Below are 23,329 nucleotides of genomic sequence, written 5' to 3'. Positions count from 1 at the left end.
CCGGGGGGGGGGGCGGGGGGGGGGTTGGGGGGGGTGGGGGGGGGGGGGGGGGGGGGGGGGGGGGGGGGGGGGGGGGCGGGCCGCCCCGGCCCCCCCCCCCCCCCCCCCACGTCACTGTCTTCGGTCTTTCATTTCCGGCCTGAGAGCATCAGAAATAGTGCCTGCGCCCGCCGACCTTCCGGCCACTGGCACCAAGGATCCACAGAACGGCGCCCACCACGACGAGCACACCGCCGACGGTCGTCAGCAGGGACACGCCGACCAGCAGGCCGATTATGAGCAGTATCGCACCGAGAAGAATCATGCCGCTTCCCATCATCAAGTCTCGTAGGCGATGACGATGATGTCGCTCCGCGGCGACGTCATCGCATTCGGCCGGTATTACCTGGCTGACCTGGAATTGGCAGCCATAGGGTTTCTGTCGCGACCATCCTCGTGCCCCGTAATTCCGCGTTCACTCACGCCTTCCCGAAGTGACAGCGGCTGTCGGCTTGGGCGGGGACACCGAAATCCGCCCGAGGGCCCGTCCACATAGGATGTGCTCCACGGACGGGGCGTGCGGATGAGGGGCTGGGGACTGAAGTGTTCGGGGGCAGGAAGACGGACGGCGGGCTGCCGAAGATCCCGAGGAGCGTGGATCCCCGACGCGCCCGCGCTCTGCCGGTTCCGGCCGGGGCACAGGCCGACGCGCGCATGTTCATGCTGTCCGGCGACACCTTCCGGGCGCTCAGGGTGATCCTGGACGCGACGGGCTACGACCTGCGCCAGGCCAGGGACATCGTGTACGCGCTGGTCCACGGCATCGAGGTGCCGACGGGGACGTGAGTCGAGGCTCGCGTCGGACGCGGATCCGGTGGTGACACGCGGCAGCCGTCCTACAGACCGAACTCGATGTGTTCGACGTCGGTGTACTCCACCAGGAGCCCGGACGCCCGGCGGCCGCCGTCCTTGAAGTAGGTCTCCTGCAGTGCCTCGGCCGCGATGTTCCGGAGTTGTTCGTCGGTGGCGTCCTGGTCGCGTGCGTCGAAGAGGCGGGCTGCGTAGGCGGGCGGGAGTGCCACGGTGAGATGGCGCAGCCGGGCGTCGTCGGTGGAGCCGGGGGCCGCGGTGTAGCCGAAGCGTGCGCGGGTGTCGATCACGATTCCGTGGGTGGTCGCGGCCCTCTGCTTGGCCTGCGCGCGGATTTGGGGCTGCCATCGAGCGGTCACCAGGCGTTCCAGGCGTGCGGCCAGGTCCTTGCGCGGTGTTCTGATCTGGTCCTTCACGTACCGCTCGACGGTGCGCTGGCTGATCCCCAGCTGCTGGGCTGCGGCTCTGGTGGATTTGAGCTGTCTGACGAGGTAGCGCATACGTGCCCCGGCCGACTTGGGGACCGGGCGGGTGAACGCCTCGTGGACTGCTTTGTCGAGACCCTCGGCGAGCTTTCCCATCGGTTACTCCCCGTTGTCGGTGCGGGTGACGTGGCCGTCCTTGATGTACCGGGCGAGGTTCTCGTCCGCGCCGTGTTCCTCGTGGAGGCTTTCGGCCCACAGTGTGGTCTGGGTGCCTTCGTGCTTGACCATGCCGGGGCTGACGCCGAGCCGGAATCCGCCCGGCAGCGGCTTGCCGCCCTCATGGGGCAGGAAGTCGAGAGGGCTGGGGCCGTCACTGGCGTAGACGGCACAGTCGGAGAGGACGGCGATCGGGTACTGGCCAGTGGCATCGGCGAGTTTGAGCATCTTGCGGTGCATGTTGGTGCGGGCCTTGGAGATGACGGCGGCGCGGATGTCGGGGCGCCAGGTCGGCCGGGACAGGGCCCGCCAGGGCAGGCCCGGCCTCCAGCCTTCGCCTCGGGGGCGTTCGCGGAGCTTGCCCAGGCCGCCCTTGACGGTGGCCTTCACCGCGGTCAGAACGGCCGCCATCTGCGGGTCTCGCTCCCTGTATCCGTCCATCGCTGTCAGGAAGTCGGCCGGGGAGAGGCCGGTCGTGACGCCGAGGTCGGCCATCGTGGCGATGTAGGCGTCGCGGAGACGGTTGTACCAGCCGTCGAGGTAGCGGCCGTTGTCGTGGCGGAGCCAGGCCTCGGACGGGGCGACCCGGTAGCCGAGTTCGACGGCGTAGGCCACGGTCGGCGTCGCGTACCAGGCGGGCCCGGCCGGGCGATCGCCCCGGGGGGTGAAGGGTGAGGGGAGGCGGTCGTCCAGCTCGATGTGGGAGAGGTCGACGAGCCAGGAGCCGGGCAGTTTCGGGTCGAAGGCGGGCCGGTGGGTGCACCCAGGCCCACCGTGGTGCCGTTGGCGGCGGCGGCGAAGGCCATGTTGACGTCGATGCCGACCACGTACCGCCTGGTGCACTCGTCATCGGTGAGCGGACGCGCCCAGTCGTACGCCTCTTCCATGAGCATCTGATCCGGCGTGCGCTGATGGAAGCGCGGCAGACCGGCCAGGAGCGGGTGCCCGTCGGGCGCTTCGCACGGGGCGCAGTCCACGGGGTCGTTGCCCAGGGAGCCGGGGTTGTGCTCGCTGTGCCGCTTGCCTGCGTGGTCGGGTTCGCTCGCCCGGGTGGGTGGGTGCAGTGCCGTCATCAGCTCCAGGCCGGTGACCGCCGTCGAGCCGCGGGGGGTGATCACACGGGTCGCGTAGGTGCCGAGGAGGCGGGCGAGTTCGGGGGCCGGGAGCTGCCCGGCGTTGCCCCAGCTGCGGGCGTCGAGTGCGTTCCAGGACGGGATGCACAGTTGGACGCAGGCGCGGTTGCCGCCCTGGGCGGGACGGTAGATACGGGCCCAAGGGCCGAAGCCCCGGCGGGTGAGCCGCCAGTTCGCCCGGGACAGCTGCTGGATCACCCGGTGACCTTCGGCGAGCCGCCCTGTCACGCTTTCCTCCTCGCCGAGTTGCAGGGGCAGACCGTAGCGTTCGCACGCGGCGGGCGTCAGGACGATCAGAGGGTCGGCGTCCTTGCCGTTGCGGCTGAGCCGCGGAGCACCCAGCTTCGCTTCGCCCAGCGCCCACTCGACGAGGGCGGGGGCGGACTCGGCGGGAACGTCCAGGACGAGGCCGCCGACGCAGTACGCCGCGACGTGCCCGTTGTCGACGTCGATGACGGCCAGGGGGCCGTTCGCGAAACGCGGATCGGTCCCCGCCTGTGACGGGGCGCTCCTCATGGGCGCCTGACGCCGCGGGACCGCGCGCGTCGCCGCGGTCCGGTCAGGGGCCGGAGGGGGCTGCACTTCGGGCGCGCGTGCCGGCGCTTCCGGAGCGGGTGCGGGCGCGGCCGGCGCTTCCGGAGCGGGTGCGGGCGCGGCCGGCGCTTCCGGAGCGGGTGCGGGCGCGGCCGGAGCCGGTGCTTCGGGTGCCGGTGCTTCCGGGGCACCCTGACCGCCGGCCGGTTCCATTGTCGGGGCAGGCGCCGCGGGGTACAGCTCGGCGAGCTTGTTCACCAGCCGGGCGTAGGCCTCGCGTTGCGGCGGGCGCGGTTCCGTCCTGCCGTTCTCCCAGCTCACCACGGTCGCCCGGCGCACTCCCAGTGCGGCGGCCACCTGCTCCTGCGTCAGGCCGTGGGCCTTGCGCAGACGCTCCCGTTCCCGCGGCGGCGGCAGAGGCGAGTGGTCCGCGATGAGCGCGTCGACCGCGTCGAACAGTTCAGACACCGGAAACCTCCCCGATCACCTCGGTGACGCTACACGAGAACACCTGTCGAGCGAACTTTCGCCGCACATTGTTCGAGCGTCTGGCGTACTCCAGCGAATCCCGGGCCCATGCGCCTCGACGGGCGACAGCGGGCAGCCTGCGCGGCTCGATGCGCTCCTCCACCGCCTTGCCACCCTCCCGTCGGACGACGTACGCGCCCTGGCCCGGGACCTCTGCCACCGCCTCGACGAGTTCGGTTCCGCGGTAGACCAGGCCTGCTCCGTCATCGGTGCAGCGAGAGGCCGGCAAGGTGCCGTCCGCGACGAGCCGGTGGATCATCGGGCGTCGGCCCTCGTCCACGTCGTAGTGCACCCCGTTGCCGTAGGGAAGAAATCCCAGAGCGTTCGTGAGGGGGCGCAGTTCCGGCCCGAACGAGTCGGTCGCGCCCCCTTCGAACCAGCAGATGGATCCCGCGCTGACCCCGCTCAGCACGACTCCGGCCTGCCAGGCCCTGTGCACGATCCGGTCGACCGGGGCCAGTGGCCCACGGCATGCGGGACGGTCCGGTCAGCGCGCTGCCGCGAAGGCGTCGACGCCCGTGAGTCCGGCCGAGAGGGCCCACAGGCGCTCGGCCTGCCCGGGGTCGGTCGCGTGTGCGTGCACACCGCCTTCCGAGCCGGCCCGGGCCGGCTCGGCCACGTCGCAGTCCTCGCAGTACACGCCGCCCCTGCCCACGAGTCGGGGAGACGTCGCCGCCCACACCTGTGTCGCCGCTCCCTGTGCCGGAGTCTTGAAGGTGGGATCGGCCGGGTTGCCGTCCTCGTCGATCCAGCCCGCGTCCACCATCTCCGCCTTCGCGAGGTGGCGCTGAAGGGGGGTGAGGATATTGCCCGGGTGCACTGCGAACGCCCTGACTCCGGCGTCGCGGCCGAGCGCGTCGAGTTGCACGGCGAACAGCACGTTGGCGGCCTTCGCCTGTCCGTACGCCTGCCACCGGTCGTAGCCGCGCTCGAAGAGCATGTCGTCCCAGCGCACGCCCATGCCGTGGGCACCGGAGGACACGGCGACCACGCGTCCGCCGCCCTGGACGATCGCGGGCCAGAGATGATTGATCAGCGCGTAGTGGCCGAGGTGGTTGGTGGCGAACTGCGCCTCCCACCCCGGGCCGACCCGCGTCTCGGGGCAGGCCATGATCCCGGCGTTGTTGATCACGATGTCGATCGTGCGGCCCGAGGCCAGAAAGCGCTCGGCAAAGCCGCGGACGCTGACGAGGTCGGACAGGTCGAGGTCGTCGGTCTCGGTGTTGTCGATGCTCTCGATCGCCTTGCGGGCGGCCTCCGGCCGGCGGGCTGGAACGACGACGTGGGCACCGGCTGCCGCCAGCGCTCGTGTCGTCTCCAGACCGAGTCCCGAGTAACCGCCGGTGACCATCGCCGTGCTGCCGGACAGGTCGATCCCGCTCAGCACCTCGTCCGTGGTGCTGCGAGCGCCGAAACCCGACCCGATCCTGTGCTGAGGTGTCGTCATGGCGGTGACGCTAGGTGCTGGATCGCACTCCAAGTCAAGGGCCGCCCATGGCGGGCGGCCGTGTGCAGCCGCTCCTGAACGCCCGACGGGCCGCCGGAGCATGCTCCGGCGGCCCGCGTCACCCCTGAGGTCAGGCTGACGTGATGTTCTCCGCCTGCGGGCCCTTCTGGCCCTGCGTGATGTCGAAGGTCACCGCCTGCCCCTCCTGAAGCTCACGGAAGCCGGTGGCGTTGATGTTGGAGTAGTGCGCGAAGACGTCCGGCCCGCCGCCGTCCTGCTGAATGAAGCCGAAACCCTTTTCGGCGTTGAACCACTTGACGGTTCCGCTGGCCATGCCGGTGCCTCTCGTTCGTTCCAGGATCCGCACCACACGGACCCGCGAATGCCCTGGTCCCGCACAGCAAAGCGCCCGCGGCGGAGCGCGGGCAGCTGAGGAACCACGGCATCTGGAAAAGACGCTACATGGCGAAGCCCGCTGCCACCAGAGATTGACGGAGTGTTGCCACCGGTCCGGGGGCGCGATCACCGCGACAGCGTCCGGAAATGGCCGGTCAGCCGTCCTTCACCGCGCCCCGGGCTCCCCCGTTTCACAGTGGGTCCGAACCTGATGACGCAGAGCAGACCTCGGGCCTAAGGTATGCCGGTGATCTTCAACAGGAAGCAGAAGGCTTCGCCTCTCGCCGCCATGGTGTCCGAGCTGGAGGAGGCGGTGGCCGCTCGCGACGGTGACCGCACGGGGCGTGCCTTCACCGCCGTGATCAACGGCGTGCAGGCGGCATCGGACGCCGAGTGCGGGGTGGCGGGGCCCCGGCTGGCGGCGCTGCTTCCCGCCTTTCCACCCACCGGACCGCGGCCGATGCTGGCCATGGCGGCCGGCTTCTGCACCGAGCGCGGGGCCGATCCGGTGGCCTGCGCCGCACCGATCCTCGACGGCGTCCACCAGGACCTGCTCGACGCCCTGGAGTTCGCCCGCCGCTGGGCCGCGGCGGGCGCGGGCGCGGATGAACTGCCGAAGCCGGACGAGGAGATCATGGACGACGCGTTGCCGGCCCGCCTGGGCTGCGACGCGTACGAGGCCACACGGCTCGCGCTGGCCTGGTGCTCGGTCGAGCAGTGGCAGCCTCCGGCCCTGGCCGTGCTGTGCCGTAGTGCCGAGGTGCGCCGTCGGCACGCCTCCGCGCTCCTGCCCGCCTGCCGTGCGTTGGAGGCCATGGAGCGGCACGACCTGAAGTGCCTGTCCTACGCGCTGGCGGTTCTGGACGACGAGCCCGTGATCGTCCTGCACCGGCCGAGCGGGACGGGGTTCGAAGTCGTCATCGGAGGCATCGGGGACAACTTCCAGCTGCACACGCTGCTCGCCCACGTCCTGGTGGGCGGCGGCCACGTGACCGGAATCGAGCCGTCGGCGGAGAGCGTGCGCCTGGCCACGGATCCCGAGCCCGCCACGGGGCGTACCCAGGCTGTCGCGACCGGTGCCTTCGAACTCCTCACCCCGGACGGCAGGACCCTGTGGAACGAAGGGCTGCCCGACGACATCCCCATGGTGGACGGGCGCCGCCTGCTCGTTCTCGACGAGCCGGCGTACCGGCGCAGTTGGAACGCCGACCGGTTCTTCCCGCATCTCCCGGGCACGGCCGAGCTCGGCCGTGTGCTGAGCGCGGACGAGACCCGGACCTGGTTCGCCCGCACGTCCCCCGGGAACGGGGCCGACGGGCTGTCCTGATCCGGCGCGCCGGGCCGCCCTGCGCCTGCCCGGGGCCGCGCCGCGCGTGCCGCGGGCGGGCGTCGCCCGGGCGAAACCCGGTGGCCGTCCCTGCCTTGTCCTGCGTACGGTCGCGCGCATGGCTGACGACTGCTTCGCCCATCCACGACTCGCCGCGCTCTACGATGTGCTCGATCCCGACCGCTCCGACCTCGCCGTCTACCTCGGGATCGCGGAGGAGTTCGAGGCCCGCCGTGTCCTGGACATCGGCTGCGGAACAGGGGTGTTCGCACTTCTCCTGGCCGCTCGCGGGATCGACGTCGTCGGCGTTGACCCCGCCCTGGCCTCCCTCGAAGTCGCCCGGGCCAAGCAGGGCGGCGCACGGATCCGATGGATCCACGGCGACGCGACAGACCTCCCCCCGCTCCAGGCCGATCTCGCGACGATGACCGCGAACGCCGCCCAGGCCATCGCGGACCCGGAGGCGTGGGAGGGGACGCTGCGGGGAGCCTGCGCAGCGCTACGGCCCGGCGGGCGCCTGGTCTTCGAGACCCGCGACCCCGCCCGGCGTGCCTGGGAGGAGTGGACCCGCGAGCACTCGTACCGCGTCACGGAGATCCCGGCCGTCGGCCCGGTCGAGAGCTGGGTCCAGCTGGTCGAGGTCAGCGGACCGCTGGTGACGTTCCGCTGGACCTACGGGTTCGCGGCGGACGGGCAGGTCCTCACCTCGGATTCGACGTTGCGCTTCCGGGAACGGGAGGAGGTCGAGCAGGATCTGATCGCGCGGGGGTTCGTGGTGGAGGACGTCCGCGATGCGCCCGACCGGCCGGGAAGGGAGTTCGTCTTCGTGGCACGCCGTCCCTGATCCTCGGCGTTCGAGGCTCGCCGGGCGGACCGGCGCGGGCCACACGTTCATGACCGGGCCACTCGGGCGGCCCGGCCTACGGGAGTTCCTTGCGCATCAGCGTGCACATCGTCTCGTGGCGACGCAGCGACCCGTCCGGCGCCTGCTCGTCCCATGCGTCGGGACAACGGTCGTACGCGACGTAGCCCAGCCGCTCGTACAGTCCCCGGGCCCGGGGGTTGCTCTCCTCCACGCCGAGCTCGGCGTGGCGAATACCGCGGTTCCTCATCCGGAGTTCCGCGGCTTCGATGAGGAAGGTGCCGATCCCGCAGGACTGCAGGGCCGGGTGGACCGCCAGCTGCCAGAGGGTGCCGACGCCCTCCCTGACCCGGTAATCGACGCCGGCCTTCGCGACGGGAACGTCCGCGGGACCACAGACCGCGAGATAGTCGACCTCGCCCAGCCGGGCACGCTCCAGCTGCATCGCGACGCCGGCCAGATGGTGCGCGGAGCCCGACCAGCCGCAGGACTCGAGGTCCGCGTGCACCAGGTCGCGTACCGACAGTTCCAACACCACGCTGATCATCTTCATCGCCTCCGGCCCGTCAGCATCCACGGGGACCGCCCCGGGATGCAATGCGGTTTATCGGAACGTGCCCCCGCATCGCTCCCGCACGCCGGGTCATCCGAATGCCACGTCGGGCGCCCCTACGCGGCGCGCCGGGAGACGAACCTCGTCTCGTTCGTGACTCTTTGCATCAGGACGTGACGCCGGCGGGACGGGAACAGACGGCGCACGGCCCCCTGAACCCGACCGTCACCCAGGAGGACTGCGTTGTCGTCTCGAATCCACCGCCCCGCAACCATGCGGCGCAAGCCGGTGGTGGCCGGCGCGTTCAGCCTGGTCATGGCCCTCGGTCCGGCGGCTTCCGCCGGCACGGCGGCTGCGATGCCGCAGCCCTTGCCCTCCGGCGCCACCATCCCGCTCGGCGGCGGATACATGGGCGCCGGGTATCTTTCGGACGCGCAGAGCTTCACGGCGGACACGCGGCAGATCCGGTTCGGCGCCGAGGGCAGCGCGTCCACTCAGGCCACCCAGCCGGGTATCGACGTGTCCCACTACCAGGGAACGGTCGACTGGCCGTCGGTGAAGTCGGCCGGCATCAAGTTCGCCTACATCAAGGCCACGGAGTCGACCACGTACAAAGACCCCACGTTCAGCGCCAACTACCTCCACGCCTTCCGGGCCAAGGTGATCCGGGGCGCCTACCACTTCGCCCGTCCCGGTCTGTCCAGCGGCGCGGCGCAGGCGACGTACTTCGCGGGCAACGGCGGGGGCTGGTCGCGGGACGGTCTGACGCTGCCCGGCATGCTCGATCTCGAAGGCGGCTGCTCCGGCAAGTCGGTCTCGGCCATGCGGTCGTGGATTCTGGAGTTCTCCACGACGTACAAGGCGAAGACCGGACGCGACGTCGTCATCTACACCGGACCGAGCTGGTGGAACACCTGTACGGGCGGCTGGAGCGGCATGTCCGCCAGGAGTCCTCTGTTCGTCGCGCACTGGACCGGCGCGTCCAGCCCTTCCATCCCGGGCGGCTTCCCGTACTGGACCTTCTGGCAGTACACCGATTCCGGTTCGGTGAGCGGGGTGTCCGGCGCGGTGGACCGCGACCGGTTCAGCGGTGACGGCGCCCGCCTTCTGGCCCTGGCCAACAACACCCTGTGACGGCCGGACGGGCGCAACCACCCACCATGTGGGAATAGCCGGCGCGGATCGCTGTTGGCCACAGCATGACTTCTGACACACGTGGCGCATTCGGAAAGATCGGCATCTGGAGCGGCGCCCTGCACCGGTCGCGGGCGGACGACGCGGGAAAGGCGGCCATCACGGAAGCGGTGACCGAGCTCGAAGACCTCGGGTACGGAACGCTCTGGATCGGGGGCAGCCCCTCGCCCGACGATGCCGCCGCCGTCGTCGAGGCCACCCGTACGATCACCGTCGCCACGGGAATCCTCAGTATCTGGGACCACCCGGCGGCTGAGGTGGCGGCCCGCGTCGCGAAGCTCGACGCCGGTGCCCGCGGACGCCTGGTCCTCGGTCTGGGCGTCAGCCACGGTCCGATGGTGCCGCAGTACACGAAGCCGTACAGCGCGATGGTCGCCTACCTCGACGCGCTGGACTCCGCCGCCCCGCCGGTGGACTCGGGACAGCGCGTGCTGGCAGCACTCGGCCCGAAGATGCTGAGGCTCGCGACGGATCGGGCGCTGGGTGCCCACCCGTATCTCGTCACCGTCGAGCACACGGCCGAAGCCCGCGAAGCACTGGGCCCGGACGCTCTGCTCGCCCCGGAACTCTCCGTCGTGCTCGACACCGACCTCGACCGGGCCCGCACCACAGCGCGGACCATGCTGGCGATGTACCTGCAGCTGCCGAACTACACGGACAACCTGCTGCGTCTGGGGTTCACGGAGGGCGACTTCGAGGGCGGTGGGAGCATTCGTCTCCTTGACGCCCTGTTCGCCCTGGGCGACGCCGAGCAGGTGAGGAAGCGGGCGAGGCAGTACCTCGACGCCGGTGCCGATCACGTGGCTCTCCAGGTACTCACCGCCGGCCAGGGCGGCGCCGGACTGCCGCGAGCCGAATGGCGCGCCCTGGCCGAGGCCTTCGGGGACGAGCTGTAGGCGGCGGTTCCCGGAGGATGCGGTCCCCCGGTCGTCACCGCCGCCTCGCACCTCGTCGACGGGACGGTGCGAGACGGCGGCCGGGGCGGCCCGGCGGGAAGGCGGAAGCCGGCCTCCCCCTCCGGGACCGGAGCCTCCCCCTTGTACGACGGGTCAGCGGACTTCCGTGACCCGGTGTTCCGTGCGCGCGGCGCAGTTGGAGTTGTCCACGGACACGTACACGTTGGCGATGTTGCCGCCCCAGCTCACGCAGTGGCCCTTGCCGTAGACGTAGGCCGGCCCCGCGTACGACGTGTAGTTGCCGGAGTCCCCGGCCCACTCGTCGGTGTCGGGCACGTAGATGTACGTGGACATGTCCTTGGCCGTACCGGGGTTGGTACGGATGGTCGCGACGCAGTTCTTCCCGTTGCCGGGGTTGTACGTCAGGTAGACGGTGCCCAGGGAGCCGACGGGCGCCGAGTTCACGGTCTTGTAGGCACTGCCGCAGACGCGCTGCGGTGTGACGTTGGGTACGGCAGAGGCAGCCGTGGCGCCCATGACCGTGGCACCCGCCACCAGCGCGCCCACCGCCCCGACGACCGCGACATTACGCAGGCTTCTCATATATCCCCCTTGTGTCTCCAGGAGCGTTTTGCTCCCACTTGGTAGGACCCGCGGGCGGCGGGGATGGTTGTGCCGGGACCCCCGCGGATTCCACGGCCGGGGTTCACGGGACGGATTCGCCGGGTCCTGGCACCTCGCGTCCCGCCCGGTCACCGCTTGCGCAGGAGCGCGCAGACGAAGTTCTCCTCCACGGTGCGCAGCCGCTGCAGCAGTTCCGGCTTGTTCGTCCTGTTCACCTGGGTGGTGAGCGAGAAGGTCAGTGACCGCTTGCCGTCCGGTGTGGCGGCGACCAGTTGCGTATAGCCGGGAAAGTTGCCCGTGTGGCCGTACACCACACCGCAGCGGGTCGCGTACCGGAAGAGGGCCAGACCTGCCTTGTTCACGCCCGGGCCCGCGGGTTCGGAGGCTCCGTCCACCCAGTTCAGCTGCTGACGCCGGGTCCGGTCGGAGAGCAGCGTCCCGCCGGCGTATCCGCGGACGAACGACGTCATGTCCTTCGGAGTCGAGATGATCCCGCCGGACGCCCACACACCCGATGCGCTGAGCGCCTCGCTGACGTCCTCGGACGGGTGCGGCGGGGTGACGTCGTAGCCGTGCATGTACGGTTCTGGCATCCGGTAGCCCTGCGGGAGGCTGGTGCCGCTCATCCGGAGCGGGCGGTACACGAGCTGGGAGAGCAGATCCTCGTAGCGTCGTCCTGTGACCGCCTCCGTCATCAGGGCGACGGCGATGTTGTCGGAGTTGGAGTACGCGTACCGGGTACCGGGGCGGAACGCCAGCGGCTCGGCGGCGACGAAGTCCAGCAGCCGGCGGGAGTCGAAACGCCGTCGGGGGTCCGCGGTCAGCAGGGACAGGAACTCCGGGTCCGTGCTGTAGTCCGGCAGCCCGCTGGTGTGGTTCAGCAACTGCCGCAAGGTGACCCGGTGCCAGGCGCGCGGCAGCCGGGGCAGCACCTGGCCGATGGTGTCGTTCAGCCGCAGCCTGCCCCGGTCGACGAGCTGGAGGGAGACCGCGCCGCTGTACGCCTTTGCCGTGCTGGCGATACGCATGTGATCGGTCGTCGCGATCGGACGGGCGGTGCCGGTTTCGGCGACGCCCGCCCGGAAGACCTCGGTACGGTGATCCCGTTCGAGGACGGCGATCACTCCGGGCGGCCCACCGGGCGCGTCGGTGAGTTCCCGCAGCTGCCTGTGCAGCGCACGGTCGTGGTCGGCGGGGACGCCCGCGGCGTGGGCGGGGGAAAGCATCGGCCCTGCCGTGCAGGCGACGGCCAGCAGGGCGGCGAGGGGCAGGCGGATCTGCGGGGAGCCTGGAAGCAGCACGGAAGTACTCCTGAGACGTGGGCCCGGTGGGGAGTCCAGCTTCGCCCGCTGCTCCACACGCTGCGCGTCGCCTGCTCCATCCAGCCGAGACGCGTGGAACCGCCGCCCCTCGCGGGCGGTGACGTGGCGCTTGACGCCCGCTTCCCCGGACTGTCAGCGCCGCCCGCCGAACTCCCAGGCATGCACTTCGATCCCGGCGTACCGGTCCGGCGTGAGGATGGCGCGTGCCGTGTCCGGATCCGGTGCCCGCAGCAGGGCCGCCGTGCCCAGCCAGCGCGCACCGTCGTCGGAGAGCAGCGGCCCGTAGGCGATCAGCTCGTCCTGGCCGGACGGCAGCGCGAGGTCGGCGGCCTCACCCGAGCCGAGGCCGATCACCAGGTACCGGTTGCCTCCGCTGTGCCCACCGGGGAAGTCCCACATGGTGCGGCCCAGCAGGTTGCGCCATCTCCGCAGCAGTACGTCGCGGTAGGCGCCCGCCTGGTAGTTCGGCTCGTCGAAGGCGAACGTGCGGGCAGCGGCGGGGCCGGGCAGGTCGACGATGTGCACGCTTCCGGTGGGCACTTCGTCGTCCTCGTCGGCGAAGGTCGGGCCTCTGGCGATCATCTCCTTCGCATACTGGTCCATGTAGGTCCAGTGGTCTTCCACCAGCTCCTCACGCAGCGGGAGAGAGCCGGGCCGGTCACGGTGGTAGCAGAGGAACTCCATACCCAAGGATCTCCGACCGGAGGCAGACGGGTCGAGCCGGTTTCCGCGCCGAGCGCCCGGCCCGCTGGTGGTGCGCCGCTGTCACACCCTGCCGAGCCAGGTCAGCGCCGCGACGACCAGCGCCTCCACGCCGGTACTCAGTGTCGGTTCGATGACCGGTGCGAAGGTCGACGCGTGGTTGCCCGGCAGCTCGTCCATCCGTCCCTCGGTGAACGCCGCAATCGTCGACTCCGCCTCCAGACCGCCCCAGAACCAGAAGACCGTGGGCACGCCGAGCGCCTCGCCGAACACACCCACGTCCTCGCTCGCGTTCACCTGCGGCATCGGCAGCAGCCGCTGCGCGCCGAAGTGCTCGGAGAACGCCGCCACGGTCGTCTTCGTGGCCTCCGGTTCGCTGACGAGCGCGGGGGCGGAGGCGAACCAGGTGAAGTCCGGCGGTTTCTGTGCGCCGCTCGTCCGCGACTCCCCCGTCACGATGCGCTCCACCGCGCTGCGGACCAGATCGCGCACGGCCGGGGTGAACGCGCGGATGTTGACGCCCAGTTCGGCGGTCTCCGGGATGATGTTGTCCTTCGTGCCGGCCTTCAGGCGCCCCACCGTCACCACGGCCGTCTCCGCCGGCGGTACCTCGCGGGCGACGATGCCCTGGAGCCGGGTGACCACGTTGGCCGCCATGAGCACCGGATCGATGGACGCTTCCGGCCTGGATCCGTGGCCGCCCCGGCCGTGGAGGGTGATGTTCACCGAGTCGGCGGCCGCCATCACCGGCCCGTTGCCGTAGCCGATGAATCCGGCGGGAAGGGGTCCGACGTGCTGGCCCAGGACGATGTCCGGCTTGGGAAAGCGTTCGAACAGGCCGTCGTCGACCATGCCGCGTGCGCCGACCGCCAGTTCCTCGGCCGGCTGGAACACCACCAGCAGTGTGCCGGTCCACTGCTCGCGGGCCCGGGCGAGGAGGGTGGCGGCGCCGGTCAGGCAGACGGCGTGCATGTCGTGCCCGCAGGCGTGCATCACGGGCACTTCATGGCCGTCGCCGTCGACGGCGCGGACCGTGCTGGCGTACGGCAGTCCCGTGTTCTCCTCCACCGGGAGCGCGTCGAAGTCCGCGCGCAGCATCACGACGGGGCCGTCGCCGTTGCGCAGGACGCCCACCACGCCGGTGACGCCGACCTTCTCGACGACCTCGTCGAAACCCCCCTCGCGCAGGCGCCGCGCCAGCAACGCGGCGGTCCGGGTCTCCTGGAGCGACAGCTCCGGGTGGCTGTGCAGGTCCCGGTAGAAGCCGGCGAGGTCCTCGCGCATGTGCGGCAGGCCCTCGGTCACCGTACTGGCCATGTCCCATTCCTCCTCCGCGCCGGTCCGGGCACCGTACCTTCCGGCCGATCACATCGCATCGCGAGAGCGGCCGCCGCGCATCAGCCCCGCCCGCGAAAGCGCCGGAGGTCGCTCACGGGGCCACAGGCGTGTCGCGCGCCCGGCGGGCGTGCGCCAGTGCCTGGACCTCGGCGTAGGACGGGGCAGCCGGATCCGCCGGCCGGCCGTCCCGGATGCCGGTCGCCGCGGCGACGGCCGCCGCCAGTGCCCGGCGGTAGAGCAGCGAGCCGAGGCTGACCCTGCGCACGCCCAGCGAGCCCAGCTCGGCAGGCGTGGGCCCGCCCGGGGAGTACAGGATGTTCAGCGGTACGACGAGGGCCGCGGTCAGCTCGGCGATCGCGGCCGGATCCGACAGGCCGGGGACGAACACCCCGTCGGCACCGGCCTGTTCGTAGAGGGCGAGGCGCGTCGCGGTCTCGTCCTGGTGACGGGATGTCCAGTGGGTGTCGGTACGTGCGTTGACGAACAGCGCGGGCGCCGCGCGTTTGACGGCGTCGATCTTCGCCGCGTGCAACTCCATCGGCGCGAGCGTGCCGTCGGGGCGGCCGTCCTCGAGGTTGATGCCGGCCGCGCCCGCCTCGTACAGGGCGCGTGCCAGCACGGCCACTTCCGCCACGTCGTCGCTGAACCCGCCTTCGGCATCGACGGTGAACAGGAATCGGCCCGTTCCGAGGCGACGGGCCAGGGCCAGGGTCGCCTCGGCCGTCGCGCCCGCCCCGTCCGGCAGACCGGCCGCGGCGGCGACGCCCAGGCTGGTGGTGCCGATGGCGGCGAAGCCCTGGTCCGCCAGCGCGGCGGCGGAGGCGTAGTCCCAGGCGTTGGGCAGCAGCAGTGGGTGCGCTCGGTGGTGCAGGCGGGCGAACGGGGTGAGCGGGCGCCGGAGCAGTCCGTCGGCCAGCGCGAGGGCGTGGGCCCTGCCCGGGCAGATGCGGGGCGGGGCGCCGAAGGTGAGGGGCACCGGGTGCGCGCGGTTGGCGGCCGCCAGGTCGAGCAGCACCACATCGCCCTCGGCGATCTCCCGGCCGGCGACGCGGGTGCCTCTGGCGGCGACGCGCCACATGCTCGGTACGGGCGGCAGGTCCCGCAGAACCCGGGACAGCGGGAGCCGGTCGTTGCGGGCTGCGGTCTCCACGAGCGCGGCCGTCGCCTCGCACGCCTGGACCAGCAGACCGATGCGCCCTGCCGCGGACTCCAGCGCGGCGCCGTCCCAGGCAGGCGCCGGTTCCGTCGCGGGCACGGGCATGGCTCCGGTGGGCACGGTTCCGGTCGGGATGGGCCGGGTCGGCAGGGCTCCGGTGGGCACGGGTCCGGTCGGCACGGGCCCGGTCAGCGCAGTCACGGGTCCGGTCGGCGTGGGCACGGGCCCGGTCGGCGTGGCGCCAGGTGTGCGCTGCGTGGAGCCCGCCCCTCGCTGTACGAGGCCCGCCCCGCCCTGTACGAGGCCCGGCCCGGCAGGCGCGAAGCCCGGCCCGCCCTGCGTGGAACCCGGCCCGCCCTGCGTAGGGGCGGCCGGCCACCTCGCCAGCCTCGCCACCGCCTCGTCGGCGGCCGCGTCCTCGCCGCCGAAGTAGACCCCGGCCACCGTGATCACGGCCTCCGCCACGGCTGCGGGCCGCTGCATGCCCAGGGCTTCGGCGAGCGTACGCACCACCGTGGCCCGGATGTCCTCGCCGGGCGTACCGGCTGCCGCCTGTCGCAGCGACTCCGGAGCGAGACGAGCCAGCTCGGCCTCGACCAGCGCACGCCGCCGCCGGTGCGGCTCGCCGTGGCTGAACCGGGCCACGGTGGCGCGCAGCCAGGCGACGCTCGCCCCGGGCGGGCCGTCCGGCGCGGGCGGGCGTTGCGGGACGAGTGCCGGATCGGCGAGGGCCGACCGTACGTCCTCGAAGCGGTCGAACTCGTGCGTCGTGTGCGTCATGGGGCCGACCGTAGGGCCTCGACGGTTCGGCGCGGCCCGAACCGTCGAGGCGGCATCATGGCCGCATGTCCTCAATCTCCGAGACCGCGTCCCTGCTCGCCGACCGTACCCGGGCCACCTTCTGCCAGGACCTGCTGGACGGCCGGGCCTGGACCGCGGGCGAGCTCGCGCGGAGCGCCGGGGTCAGCGCGTCCACGGCGAGCGAGCAGCTGTCGCGCCTCATCGAGGGTGGTTTGCTGGCCGAGGAGCGGCAGGGCCGGCACCGCTATGTGCGGCTGGCGGGCCCGGAGGCGGCAGCCCTGATCGAGGCGGTCGCCTCGTACGCTCCCGCCGCTTCCCCCCGCCCGCGGAACCTGCGCCAGTCCGTACGGGCGGGTGCCGAGGCGCGGGCCCGGACCTGCTACGACCATCTGGCCGGTGAACTGGGTGTGGCCCTGGCCGATGCCATGATCTCCCGGGGCCTGGTCTCAAAGGACGCGGGGCTCTCCGTCACCCCGGCGGGCCGGGACTGGCTGGCCGCGGCCCTCGGCTACCGGCACCCCGCGGGTGGGCGCAGGCCCATGGTGCGGAGCTGCCTGGACTGGACGGAGCGCCGGTCGCATCTGGCCGGAGCGGTGGGCGCGGCCCTGTGCGCCACGTCGCTGGAGCGGCACTGGGTGCGGCGGATCGGTTCCGGGCGGGCTGTGCGGGTGACACCGGCGGGGGCCGATGCGTTCCGGGAACTGCTGGGCGCGGAGGTCGGCTGAGCGGCGCAGCGGGCGACTGCGCGCGGATTACCTCCGGGGTAATCGACCGCGCCGCTCCCTCGCGGCAGGATCGGGGACAGCGACGGGGACACCGTCGGCAGCCCACTGACCGCGAGGAGCCCGCCATGGCCGTCAAGCCCGCCACCAGCAAGCCGAGCCGGGCCGGTGACGCAGGTTCCGCCGACGAGGCCACCCGGGCCGTCGTGGAGGCGTTCCTCGCGGCCCGGCTGGCCGGGGACACCGAGCGGATCGCCGCGCTGTTCGCCGACGAGGTCGACTGGCTGCTCGCGGACAATCCCGTGGTCCCGTGGATCCGCCCACGGTCCACGGCCGCCGAATGCGCCGCCCAGTCCGCGGAGTTGGCCGCGCACACGGTGCCGGAGGACGCGCGGGCGTCCGTCGACGCCTTCCTGGTCGACGGCACCGATGCCGTCCTGATGGGACACCTGTCGGGAACCGTACGGGCGACGGGGAAGTCCTTCGCAGGCCCGTTCGCCCTCCGCCTCACCGTCGAGGACGGCCGTGTCACCCGGCACCACCTCTACGAGAACAGCCTGTCCATCGCCGGAGCCTGTACTCCGTAGCGCGTCCCCGGCCCCGCTCCGTCCGGGATACGGGGACCGGCGGGTCAGCCGGGCGTGGTGGGGGCCGGCGGTGCGAGGTGACGCCACAAGAAGGTGCGCACGAGGGCGTTGTTGTGGGCGGACTGCTCGTTGTCGCCCGCGCCCGCGTGGCCGCCGCCGGTGTTCTCGTGGAGCAGGACCCGGTGGCCGAGTTCGCGCAGCCGTGCCGCGGCCTTGCGGGCATGGCCGGGGTGGACCCGGTCGTCACGGGTGGAGGTCGTCAGGAGCAGGGGCGGATAGACCCGGTCCGCCGAGAGCCGGTGGTACGGGGACAACTCGCGCAGGTGCACGCGATCGGCCCGGTCGTCCGGGTCACCGTACTCCGCGATCCAGGAGGCACCGGCGAGGAGTTCGTGGAAGCGGAGCATGTCCAGCAGAGGGACCTGCGCGACGATCGCGCCGAACAGGTCCGGGTACCGGGTGACCATCGCGCCCATGAGCAGTCCGCCGTTGCTGCCGCCCGCCGCGCCCAGCATGGCCGGGGTGGTGACCCCGCGTGCGACAAGATCGGCGGCGACGGCCGCGAAGTCCTCGAAGGCCCGCACCCGGTCCGCGCCGAGCGCGGCCCGGTGCCAGCCGGGGCCGTACTCGCCGCCGCCCCGGATGTTCGCGATCACGTAGGTGCCCCCGCGCTCCAGCCAGGCCCGGCCCGTCACCGCGCCGTAGAACGGGGTGAGCGAGACCTCGAAGCCGCCGTAGCCGTAGAGGAGGGCGGGGCCGGGGCCCGGGGAGGCGTCGCGTGGGCCGATCACGAAGTACGGCACCTGCGTGCCGTCCTGCGAGAGGGCGAAGCACTGCTCCACACCGAGACCGGCCGTGTCGAAGCGGGCCGGCGCCTGCTTGAGGATCTCCGTCTCTCCCCCGACCTTCCCGTGGTACAGCGTGGAAGGCTGGAGGAACCCCGACACGTCGAGGAAGAACTCGTCGGAGACGTCCGGATCCGTGTCGACGACCGTGACGGCGGACAGCGCCGGAACGTCCGCGAGCGGCTCGCGCGCCCATCCGGCGCCGGGGGTCGGGGTGAGTACCTCAATGCGGGTGCTGACGTCGTGCATCGTCTCCAGGATCAGATGGTGACGGGTCCACGTGTGCCCGGCCAGGGCGGTCCGGGCGTCCGGTGTGAACAGCACCTCCGGGGTCCGGTCGCCCGCCAGGAAGGAGTCGAAGCCGAAGGCCAGCAGGGAACCCGCGCGGTGTCCGAGCCACTGCGACTTCAGGCTGACGATCAGATGCTCGCGATGGGCGTACGCGTCGGCGTCGTCCGGAACATCGATCCTGATGAGCGAGGCCTCGCGGCCGAGGAGAAACATCTCGCTGTGGTGGAAGTCCATCGACCGGACGACGAAGTCCCGTTCGAAGCCGGGTGTGGAGTCGTGCCAGCCACCGGCCGCCACGTCGCGCGGCTCGCCCTCGAAGACCGGCTCGGCCTCCTCCAGCGGCGTACCGCGGCGCCAGCGGCGGACCGTCCTCGGATAGCCGGATCCGGTGAGGGAGCCCGGCCCGAAGTCCGTGCCGACGAACACGGTGTCGGCGTCGATCCATCCGATCCGGGTCTTCGCCTCCGCCACCTGGAACCCGTCCTCGACGAAGGTCCGGGTGCCGAGGTCGAACTCGCGGACCACCACGGCGTCCTGGCCGTCGCGCGAGAGACTGACCAGGGCCCTGCCGCAGTCGGGGTGGCGTACCCGCGCCCCGGCCCATATCCACTTCGTTCCCTCGGCGGCGGCGATCGCGTCGACGTCGAGGAGCGTCTCCCATTCGGGGGCGTCCGTGCGGTACCGCTCCAGTGTCGTGCGCCGCCACACACCCCGCGCATGCCCGGCGTCACGCCAGAAGTTGTAGAGGAACTCGCCGTGGCGCGAGACGTACGGGATCCGGTCCGGTGCGTCCAACACCTCCAGCAGGCGCTCCTTCAGCGAGGCGAACCCCGTGCCGGACGCCAGGGCGGCCTCCGTCTCGGCGTTCCGCTCCGCCACCCAGGCGAGCGCGGCCTCGCCCTCGATGTCTTCCAGCCACAGGTACGGGTCGTCATTGTTCACCATCGAATTGTGCGGGCTCGCGGGGCGCGGCGTGTCCGCATCCGCCGGCCATGGCCGGCGCGAGCCGGCTCCGCTCCCCCGCCGGCACGCCCGGATGGCGTGCCGGCGGGGCCGGGCCGGATGCCCGGACCGTGTTCCGGGTCCGCTGACGCAGACGCGGAACGGTTCCGGGGCTCGTGGCCGGGGCTACCTGCGGGCCGTCTCCTTCCCCGCGCTGCCGTTGATGACGAACTGGGATCCGGGCTCGATCACCACGTCGCCGTCGGCGGAACCCGTGATGGTCACACCGGTCAGCGTCGCGCTGCCGCGCGCACCGCCATGGGCCAGGATTCCGGACCCGTTGACGGAGTTCTCGATGCGGACGTTGCTGATCTGCGCTCCCGGCACGGAGCCGCCCCCGGACTTGAACTGGATTCCGTCGTAGGTCGAGTCGTAGATGTCGGTGTCACGGATGGTGACGCCCGGGATGTTCTGGGAGGCCGCGAACAGGGTGATGGCGCCGAACTCCTGGGCCTCGCCCCAGAACGCTCCGCCCGTGCGGTGCAGCGCGTTGTTGGCGATCAGCGTCTCCCCGGAGAAGGGCAGCGGATCGTGGTCCGTGGCCAGCATGATGCCGGGGTAGTTCATCGTGTCGGAGATGATGTTGTTCTCGATCGTGTTGCCGTAACCGCCGTAGACCGCGATGCCGTTGGCCCTCCAGGGCAGCTGGATCGTGTTGTTGCGGAAGTGGTTGTCGTGGCCGATGTCCACCGACGGGTCCTTCACGTACTTGCTCGACCACACGGCCAGCGAGTCGTCTCCGGTGTTCCTGAAGGAGGAGTTGAACACGGTCGACTCACGGGTCCCGTTGGCGAAGTTGATGCCGTCCGCGTAGGTGTTGCGGATCCGCATGCCGGTGAACCGGAGATTCTCACCGGGTCCCCACAGTTCCGGGATGTTGCTGTAGTCCCGGCCGACCCACACGCCCACGTTGGCGTGCTCCAGCCACACGTTGGTGATCTCCGTGTCCTGGCCGAAGCGCCCGTTCAGGCCGACGCCTCCCTCGGCGTTGCCGTCTCCGCCCCGGATGGTGCCGGAGCCGAAGATCGCCAGGTCCGAGATCTTGGTGTTGTCGTCGATGTCGAAGCCGAAGTTCCCTTCGTGCGGGTGATTGATGCCTCCCGCGTCCTGAGGTGCGGTCAGGGTGTACAGCTGGGAATGCCACATGCCCGCGCCGCGGATCGTGACGTCGCTGATGCCGACCTGGTTGTACTGCCCCCGGTTCAGTGGGTCGTCGGTCAGGATCTTCTGCTCCTGCCGCCACTGCCCCGGCGGTATCCATACGCAGCCGATGTCACCGTTCTGGTCGGCCGTCACCGCCCGCTGGATGGCGTCCGTGTCGTCGATCCCGTCGTTCGGGACGGCCCCGTAGGCGGTGATCGAGGTGCATCCGGCCGGCTGGGCGGCTGCCGGAGCGACCTGTTCCAGGTCGACGAGGTCGATGACGTAGAAGGAGGCGGAGTCGCCCGCGTCACGCTGGAGACGGAACTTCGTTCCGGCGGGATAGGACTGACCGAGCAGCGCATGGGACTCGTCGAACAGTCTGCGGGCGTCCGCCTGCGGCGTGTTGGTCAGGCCCTCCGGACTGTCCGTGTCGCCGTACAGCCAGCTGTGCTTGGAGGAGAGCGTCAGCTTCCGGGCGAAGGTGCCGTTGACGTAGAGGCTGATCGTGGCCTCCGTCCCGCCGCCGCCGGGAGCGTCGGGTATGGAGTTGCGCACCACGAGGGAGTTCGACGGCACGGTCGAGGTGACCTCGACGAACTGGCCGGTGGAGTCCAGCCGGACGGACTGGCGGCCGGAGGACTCGGTGGCGAAGTTGGTGTGCCCGAAGGTGCGTTCCCGGTCGGATGTCAGCAGCGTGCCCCGGTAGTCGCCGGCCTCCGCCTCGTACTCGGTGTACGGGACCGCTGCTCCGCGGCCGACCACGATGGCGCGCGAGAAGACGTTGTTGTTCTCGTTGGTCTCCGTGACGACACCGGTGGCGTCGGCCGTGGCGGTCAGATTGGCGCCGCCGCTCTTCGCGGTCCAGGAGCCGCTGATGGCCACCGTGACCGTGCCCCCGGCGGGGATCGCGCCCGTGGCGCCGTTCAGGGTGGTGTTCTCCGCGAGGAGACGGGTGACGGTGGACGAACCGACGTCTGTGGTACCGCGGTTGTGCACGGAGACGGAGAAGGTGACCGAAGCGCCCACCGCGGGGTTCGAGGGGGTCGACGTGATGCCGAGCACCTCCAGGTCGGGGCCCGGGCTCTGCCCGATCTCGAGCTTCGTGGCGGCGGTGCGGCTGTTGTTGCTGTTGTCCTTCTCGACGATCGTGTCGGTCGGGTCGACGACTGCCGTGACGCTGTAGGCGCCCATGGCCCGTCTGCCGATGTCGATGTGCACGGTGGCCGAGGCGCCGGCGGCGAGGGCGCCCACCGGAGCGCTGCCGGCGGCCACGCCCTCCAGGCTGACGTCGACGGTCGTCGCCGCGGCCGCCGCAGTACCCGTGTTGCGCACGGTGGCGTCCACCGTGACGTCGTCCTTCTCGGACGGCGCTGCGGGCGACCAGGTCAGCGCGGACACGGTCAGGTCCGGGTTGGGGGCGGCGGTGCCGACGACCTGGATCTCGGCGACCTGGGCGCCGGGGGCACCCGAGTTGGAGGAGAACTTCAGCTGCACGTCCGCGTACCGTCCGGTGACCGGGATCGTGACCGTGTTCTCGTTCCCCGAGGGGTCGAAGACGTAGTCGGCCCGGGGCTTCAGCTGGGTGAAGCCGGTGGCGGACTGGGCGCGGCCGAGCACCTCGACGCCCTGCGTACGCGTCGCCCAGGCCTGGTCCGGGGAGAGCTTGACGGCGACGGCCTCGATGTCGGCGTCGGCGCCGAGCTTCACCGTCAGCGTGGCCGGGTAGCCGCCGGATTCCCAGTACGTGCCGGTCCTGTCGTCGTTGGCGTTCGACGCCACGTAGTTCTGGACGGACGACGACGCCTCGATCGGCTTGTTCAGCGCCAGGTTGGAGCCGGTGGCGGGCGACGGGCCGGGGTCGCTCCCGGTGTCCTCACCGCGGACCTCGACCTGGGAGAGCTGCGCGGCGTTCCAGCCGCTGTTGGCGGTCACCTGCACACGGATGTACCGGGCCTCCCGCGCGGCGAACCCGACGGTCACGGTGTTGCCCGCCGCCGGACTGAACTCCCGGGCGGTGGAGGCGGACAGGGTACTGAAGGTGCTCCCGTCCGTGCTGCCCTGGATCCCGATGGTCTGGGTCCGGGCCTCCCAGGTGGCCGGAAGCCTCAGCGTCACCTGGTCGACGTCGAACCGGCTGCCGAGGTCGATCCGGACCCATTGCGGGAGTGAGCCGGTGCTCTCCCAGTACGTCTGCTGGCTGCCGTCGGCGACGTTGGACGCCGGGTAGGCGCCGTGCGCGGCACTGGCCGTCACCGGCTTGCCGAGGGCGAGGTCGGGGACCTGTACGGCTGCCGAGGCGGCGGCCGGCAGAAGCCCGACGGTCATCAGCGCGGCGGTCACCGCGCCGACGGCCAGCCGCCGTCCGAGTTGCTTCCATCTCATGCTGTCCTCTGTTCCGTGGGGCCATGGGACCGGGAGCGCGCGCGAAGGCCTCGC

General features: G+C 71.5%; 19 protein-coding genes and 2 pseudogenes. 7 read left to right on the top strand and 14 right to left on the bottom strand.

Features of this window, described 5'->3' with window-relative positions; translation table 11 throughout:
- Nucleotides 1-148 precede the first annotated feature (148 nt).
- Complete coding sequence (locus ACIQMX_RS12785) at nt 149-304, bottom strand: hypothetical protein (RefSeq protein WP_363069443.1); 156 nt, start codon at nt 302-304, stop codon at nt 149-151.
- Nucleotides 305-633: 329 nt separating this feature from the next.
- Between ACIQMX_RS12785 and ACIQMX_RS12780 the strand changes: the two genes are divergently transcribed.
- A complete protein-coding gene (locus ACIQMX_RS12780) occupies nt 634-825 on the top strand; it encodes a hypothetical protein (protein WP_363069441.1) in 192 nt (63 codons plus the stop codon).
- A gap of 50 nt (nt 826-875) precedes the next feature.
- On the opposite strand, the gene tpg is transcribed toward ACIQMX_RS12780, so the two are convergent.
- The 5 genes and pseudogenes from tpg to ACIQMX_RS12755 all read right to left on the bottom strand — a co-directional run bounded on the left by tpg (nt 876) and on the right by ACIQMX_RS12755 (nt 5,466).
- Nucleotides 876-1,430: a telomere-protecting terminal protein Tpg gene (tpg, locus tag ACIQMX_RS12775; RefSeq protein ID WP_363069439.1), complete on the bottom strand. Its 555-nt coding sequence runs from the start codon at nt 1,428-1,430 to the stop codon at nt 876-878.
- 3 nt (nt 1,431-1,433) lie between these two features.
- Nucleotides 1,434-3,625: pseudogene (tap, locus tag ACIQMX_RS12770) on the bottom strand (telomere-associated protein Tap).
- 124 nt (nt 3,626-3,749) lie between these two features.
- Nucleotides 3,750-4,136 (bottom strand): annotated as a pseudogene (locus ACIQMX_RS12765) (Type 1 glutamine amidotransferase-like domain-containing protein); the annotation flags it as partial.
- A gap of 36 nt (nt 4,137-4,172) precedes the next feature.
- Entirely contained in the window at nt 4,173-5,132 is a 960-nt protein-coding gene (locus ACIQMX_RS12760; RefSeq protein WP_363069435.1) for an SDR family NAD(P)-dependent oxidoreductase, read from the bottom strand.
- Between the two features lie 130 nt (nt 5,133-5,262).
- Nucleotides 5,263-5,466 (bottom strand): cold-shock protein, encoded by a 204-nt coding sequence (locus tag ACIQMX_RS12755; RefSeq protein WP_136326921.1) that lies wholly within the window; start codon nt 5,464-5,466, stop codon nt 5,263-5,265.
- A 303-nt stretch (nt 5,467-5,769) separates the two neighbouring features.
- On the opposite strand from ACIQMX_RS12755, the gene ACIQMX_RS12750 reads away from it, so the two are divergent.
- Both ACIQMX_RS12750 and ACIQMX_RS12745 read left to right on the top strand, forming a co-directional pair.
- Complete coding sequence (locus tag ACIQMX_RS12750; protein ID WP_402477204.1) at nt 5,770-6,855, top strand: hypothetical protein; 1,086 nt, start codon at nt 5,770-5,772, stop codon at nt 6,853-6,855.
- A gap of 118 nt (nt 6,856-6,973) precedes the next feature.
- The gene (locus ACIQMX_RS12745) at nt 6,974-7,699 is read left to right on the top strand and encodes a class I SAM-dependent methyltransferase (RefSeq protein ID WP_363069430.1); all 726 of its coding nucleotides are present in this window, start codon (nt 6,974-6,976) and stop codon (nt 7,697-7,699) included.
- Between the two features lie 76 nt (nt 7,700-7,775).
- Here the strand turns inward: ACIQMX_RS12745 and ACIQMX_RS12740 are convergent, their stop codons facing one another.
- Nucleotides 7,776-8,264, bottom strand: a complete 489-nt coding sequence (locus ACIQMX_RS12740) for a GNAT family N-acetyltransferase (protein WP_363069562.1) — start codon at nt 8,262-8,264, stop codon at nt 7,776-7,778.
- 279 nt (nt 8,265-8,543) lie between these two features.
- On the opposite strand from ACIQMX_RS12740, the gene ACIQMX_RS12735 reads away from it, so the two are divergent.
- A complete protein-coding gene (locus tag ACIQMX_RS12735) occupies nt 8,544-9,404 on the top strand; it encodes a GH25 family lysozyme (protein ID WP_402477505.1) in 861 nt (286 codons plus the stop codon).
- 65 nt (nt 9,405-9,469) lie between these two features.
- Entirely contained in the window at nt 9,470-10,360 is an 891-nt protein-coding gene (locus tag ACIQMX_RS12730; protein ID WP_402477201.1) for an LLM class F420-dependent oxidoreductase, read from the top strand.
- A gap of 153 nt (nt 10,361-10,513) precedes the next feature.
- Here ACIQMX_RS12730 and ACIQMX_RS12725 read toward each other — a convergent pair whose 3' ends face one another.
- The 5 genes from ACIQMX_RS12725 to ACIQMX_RS12705 form a co-directional block, all read right to left on the bottom strand.
- Entirely contained in the window at nt 10,514-10,963 is a 450-nt protein-coding gene (locus ACIQMX_RS12725; protein ID WP_402477199.1) for a spore-associated protein, read from the bottom strand.
- Between the two features lie 149 nt (nt 10,964-11,112).
- Entirely contained in the window at nt 11,113-12,285 is a 1,173-nt protein-coding gene (locus tag ACIQMX_RS12720) for a serine hydrolase domain-containing protein (RefSeq protein WP_402477196.1), read from the bottom strand.
- 153 nt (nt 12,286-12,438) lie between these two features.
- The gene (locus tag ACIQMX_RS12715) at nt 12,439-12,990 is read right to left on the bottom strand and encodes a YciI family protein (protein WP_363069422.1); all 552 of its coding nucleotides are present in this window, start codon (nt 12,988-12,990) and stop codon (nt 12,439-12,441) included.
- Nucleotides 12,991-13,071: 81 nt separating this feature from the next.
- Nucleotides 13,072-14,325 (bottom strand): amidohydrolase, encoded by a 1,254-nt coding sequence (locus ACIQMX_RS12710; RefSeq protein ID WP_363069420.1) that lies wholly within the window; start codon nt 14,323-14,325, stop codon nt 13,072-13,074.
- 112 nt (nt 14,326-14,437) lie between these two features.
- Nucleotides 14,438-16,282, bottom strand: coding sequence for an isocitrate lyase/phosphoenolpyruvate mutase family protein (locus ACIQMX_RS12705; protein WP_402477192.1), 1,845 nt, complete (start codon nt 16,280-16,282; stop codon nt 14,438-14,440).
- A 65-nt stretch (nt 16,283-16,347) separates the two neighbouring features.
- On the opposite strand from ACIQMX_RS12705, the gene ACIQMX_RS12700 reads away from it, so the two are divergent.
- Together ACIQMX_RS12700 and ACIQMX_RS12695 are read left to right on the top strand one after the other, a co-directional pair.
- Nucleotides 16,348-17,028: a winged helix-turn-helix domain-containing protein gene (locus ACIQMX_RS12700; protein WP_363069416.1), complete on the top strand. Its 681-nt coding sequence runs from the start codon at nt 16,348-16,350 to the stop codon at nt 17,026-17,028.
- Nucleotides 17,029-17,153: 125 nt separating this feature from the next.
- Nucleotides 17,154-17,612, top strand: coding sequence for a nuclear transport factor 2 family protein (locus tag ACIQMX_RS12695; RefSeq protein ID WP_402477190.1), 459 nt, complete (start codon nt 17,154-17,156; stop codon nt 17,610-17,612).
- Nucleotides 17,613-17,656: 44 nt separating this feature from the next.
- On the opposite strand, the gene ACIQMX_RS12690 is transcribed toward ACIQMX_RS12695, so the two are convergent.
- Together ACIQMX_RS12690 and ACIQMX_RS12685 are read right to left on the bottom strand one after the other, a co-directional pair.
- Entirely contained in the window at nt 17,657-19,693 is a 2,037-nt protein-coding gene (locus tag ACIQMX_RS12690) for a prolyl oligopeptidase family protein (RefSeq protein ID WP_402477188.1), read from the bottom strand.
- Nucleotides 19,694-19,876: 183 nt separating this feature from the next.
- Nucleotides 19,877-23,275, bottom strand: coding sequence for a CARDB domain-containing protein (locus ACIQMX_RS12685; RefSeq protein ID WP_402477185.1), 3,399 nt, complete (start codon nt 23,273-23,275; stop codon nt 19,877-19,879).
- Nucleotides 23,276-23,329 lie beyond the last annotated feature (54 nt).

Source organism: Streptomyces sp. NPDC091416, assembly GCF_044756845.1.
In the GTDB taxonomy this organism is placed as follows: domain Bacteria; phylum Actinomycetota; class Actinomycetes; order Streptomycetales; family Streptomycetaceae; genus Streptomyces.
The sequence above is the reverse complement of the archived record's forward strand: the minus strand, read 5'-3'. Positions and strand labels throughout refer to the sequence as shown.